We start from the raw sequence: 3878 nt of genomic DNA on the forward strand, positions 1-3878 counted from the left end.
CCGCAGGCCGCGCCGGCCACCTCCGGCGAGCTACCCACGCCGTCACCGTCCGCGGCTCCCCCGCCTCCGCCCACCCCGACCGCAACCCAGCTGCCCGCCCCGCCACCGCAGCCGGGCACCGACTGCCGGGCGGCGACGTGACCACCGCGCCACAATCGCCGGTTGCAGTCACCCCCTCTCTGCCCCACCGGCGTAATGCCGAACTGTTGTTGCTGTGCTTCGCCACCGTGATCACCGCGGTGGCGCTGCTGATCGTGGAGGCCAATCAGGAGCAGGGTCTGAGCCTGGACCTGATCAGCTACACCGTGGCCTACCTGGCGTTGTTCGCCGCAGCCCACCTGACCATCCGCCGGTTCGCCCCGTACGCCGATCCGTTGCTGCTGCCGGTGGTGGCGTTGCTGAACGGTCTGGGCCTGGTGATGATCCACCGCCTCGATCTGGCCATCGGCGCCGCCGAGGTGTCGCATGGCCCCAGCGCCAACCAGCAGGTGCTCTGGACCCTGGTCGGTGTCATCGGCTTCTCGCTGGTGGTGATCCTGCTCAAGGACCACCGGCAGCTGTCCCGCTACGGCTACGTTTGCGGCCTGGTGGGCCTGGTGCTGCTGATGATCCCGGCGTTCCTGCCCGCCGCGTTCTCCGAGCAGAACGGCGCCAAGATCTGGATTCGCTTCCCCGGCTTCTCGATTCAGCCCGCCGAGTTCTCCAAGATTCTGTTGCTGGTGTTCTTCGCGGCCGTGCTGGTGGCCAAGCGTGACCTGTTCACCAGCGTCGGCAAGCACTTCCTCGGCATGGACCTGCCCCGCCCCCGGGATCTGGCGCCACTGCTGGCCGCGTGGATCCTGTCGATCGGCGTGATGATCTTCGAAAAGGATCTCGGCACCTCGCTGCTGCTGTACGCGTCGTTCCTGGTCATGGTCTACATCGCCACCGACCGGCTCAGCTGGGTGATCATCGGGCTGTCCCTGTTCGCTGCGGGAAGTGTTGTGGCGTACCACCTTTTCGACCACGTGCAGATCCGGGTGCAGAACTGGCTGGACCCCTTCGCCGACCCGGACGGCGCCGGCTACCAGATGGTGCAGTCCCTGTTCAGTTTCGCCACCGGCGGGATCTTCGGCACCGGCCTCGGTAACGGCCAACCCGGAACCGTGCCCGCCGCCTCCACCGACTTCATCATCGCCGCCGTCGGCGAAGAACTCGGCCTGGTGGGCCTGGCCGGTGTACTGATGCTCTACACCATCGTCATCATCCGCGGGCTGCGCACCGCCATCGCGGTCCGCGACAGCTTCGGCAAGCTGCTGGCCGCCGGATTGGCCTCCACCCTGGCGATTCAGCTGTTCATCGTCGTCGGCGGTGTCACCAAACTGATCCCGCTGACCGGGCTGACCACCCCGTGGATGTCCTACGGCGGATCATCGCTGGTGGCCAACTACCTGCTGCTGGCCATCCTCATCCGGATCTCCCACTCGGCGCGGCGACCGATCCTGACCCCGGCCACCCAGCAGCCGATCGCCGCGGCCGGCACCGAGGTGATCCAGAAGGTATGAACACCTCCCTGCGGCGAATCTCGATGGCGATCATGGCGCTGATCGTGCTGTTGCTGGCCAACGCCACCCTGACTCAGGTGTTCACCGCCGACGGCCTGCGCTCCGACCCCCGCAACCAGCGGGTGCTGCTCGACGAGTACTCCCGCCAGCGCGGCCAGATCTCGGCGGGCGGCCAGCTGATGGCCTACTCGCAGTCCACCGACGGTCGCTACCGCTTCCTGCGCGTGTACCCGAATCCCTTTGTGTACGCCCCGATCACCGGCTTCTACTCCCTGAGTTACTCCAGCACCGGCCTGGAACGCGCCGAGGACACCATTCTCAACGGATCCGATCAACGCCTGTTCGGGCGCCGGCTGGCCGACTTCTTCACCGGTCGCGACCCGCGCGGCGGCAACGTGGACACCACGATCGTGCCGCGGGTCCAGCAGGCCGCCTGGGACGCGATGCAGGACGGTTGCGCCGGCAAACCCTGCGAAGGCGCCGTCGTCGCCATCGAACCGTCCACCGGCAAGATCCTGGCGATGGTGTCCACGCCGTCGTTCGACCCCAACCTGCTGGCCACCCACGATCTGACCAAACAGGCCGCCGCCTGGGACAAGCTGCGCAACGATCCGGGGGCGCCGCTGAGCAACCGGGCGATCTCCGAGCGGTATCCACCGGGGTCGACGTTCAAGGTCGTCACCACCGCCGCCGCGCTACAGAACGGCATCAACGTCGACGATCAACTGACTGCGCAACCCTCCATCGCCCTGCCCGACAGCACGGCAACTCTGGAGAACTACGGCGGCACGCCCTGCGGGCCTGGCGAGACCGCCTCGCTGCAGGAGGCGTTCGCCCGGTCCTGCAACACCGCCTTCGTGGAACTGGGCCTGCGCCTGGGTTCGGAATCGCTGCGCAACACCGCACTGTCGTTCGGGCTCGACGAACCCCCGCTGCCGATTCCACTGCAGGTGGCCGAGTCCACCGTCGGCCCCATCGTCGATCAGGCCGCGCTCGGCATGTCCAGCATCGGCCAGAAGGACGTTGCCGTCACTCCCCTGGAGAACGCCGTCATCGCCGCGACCATCGCCAACGGCGGGGTCACCATGGCGCCCTACCTGGTGGACAGCCTCAAAGGCCCCGATCTGACCAACATCAGCACAACCACCCCGATACAGCAGCGGCGTGCTGTGTCGCCGCAGGTCGCGGCTAAACTGACAGATTTGATGGTCGCCGCCGAGAAGAACACACAGCAGAAAGGGGCGATTTCCGGCGTGCAGATCGCATCCAAGACGGGAACCGCAGAGCACGGTAACGACCCGCGCAACACCCCGCCGCACGCGTGGTACATCGCGTTTGCACCCGCGCCGACCCCGAAGGTCGCGGTCGCGGTGCTGGTGGAGAACGGCGGTGATCGACTCGACGCCACCGGCGGCGCGGTCGCAGCCCCTATCGGGCGCGCCGTGATTGCCGCGGCGCTTCAGGGAGGATCATGAGTCCGCGCGTAGGTGTCACACTGTCCGGGCGCTACCGCCTGCAGCGCCTGATCGCCACCGGCGGTATGGGCCAGGTGTGGGAGGCCGTCGACAGCCGATTGGGCCGTCGAGTCGCAGTCAAGGTCCTCAAGGCCGAATACTCGTCGGACCCGGAGTTCGTCGAACGCTTCCGGGCCGAGGCCCGCACCGTGGCGATGCTCAACCATCCCGGGATCGCCAGCGTCCACGACTACGGCGAGACCGACATGGACGGTGAGGGCCGCACCGCGTATCTGGTGATGGAACTCGTCAACGGCGAGCCACTGAACTCGGTGATCAAACGGACCGGCCGGCTGTCGCTGCGACACGCCCTCGACATGCTCGAACAAACCGGTCGCGCACTCCAGGTGGCGCACACCGCCGGCCTGGTGCACCGCGATGTGAAACCCGGCAACATCCTGATCACTCCGACCGGTCAGGTGAAGCTCACCGACTTCGGTATCGCCAAGGCCGTCGACGCGGCCCCGGTCACCCAGACCGGCATGGTGATGGGCACCGCCCAGTACATCGCCCCCGAACAGGCGCTCGGCCACGACGCCACCGCGGCCAGTGACGTCTATGCGCTGGGAGTTGTTGGCTACGAGGCAGTTTCGGGCAAGCGACCGTTCACCGGCGACGGTGCGCTCACGGTGGCGATGAAGCACATCAAAGAGACGCCCGCACCGCTGCCCGCCGACTTGCCGCCGAACGTCCGCGAGCTCATCGAGATCACGTTGGTGAAGAACCCGGGCATGCGATACCGCAGCGGGGGACCGTTCGCCGACGCGGTCGCCGCGGTGCGCTCCGGGCGGCGACCACCCCGCCCGAACCAGGCACCGGC

3 protein-coding genes are annotated in these 3878 nt (G+C 67.5%); all 3 read left to right on the plus strand.

The features are described 5' to 3' along the window. Window positions 1-137 precede the first annotated feature (137 nt). Window positions 138-1544, plus strand: coding sequence for a peptidoglycan glycosyltransferase RodA (gene rodA, locus WBB07_RS17110; protein WP_526309593.1), 1407 nt, complete (start codon window positions 138-140; stop codon window positions 1542-1544). Beyond that, window positions 1541-3019, plus strand: coding sequence for a D,D-transpeptidase PbpA (gene pbpA, locus WBB07_RS17115; protein WP_526309591.1), 1479 nt, complete (start codon window positions 1541-1543; stop codon window positions 3017-3019). Before rodA ends, pbpA begins: the two co-directional genes overlap by 4 nt. Beyond that, window positions 3016-3878 (plus strand): serine/threonine-protein kinase (locus tag WBB07_RS17120; protein WP_526309592.1); only part of this gene is annotated, 863 nt, incomplete at its 3' end. The genes pbpA and WBB07_RS17120, both read left to right, overlap by 4 nt.

This window comes from Mycobacterium sp. (assembly GCF_049647605.1).
Classification (GTDB): domain Bacteria; phylum Actinomycetota; class Actinomycetes; order Mycobacteriales; family Mycobacteriaceae; genus Mycobacterium.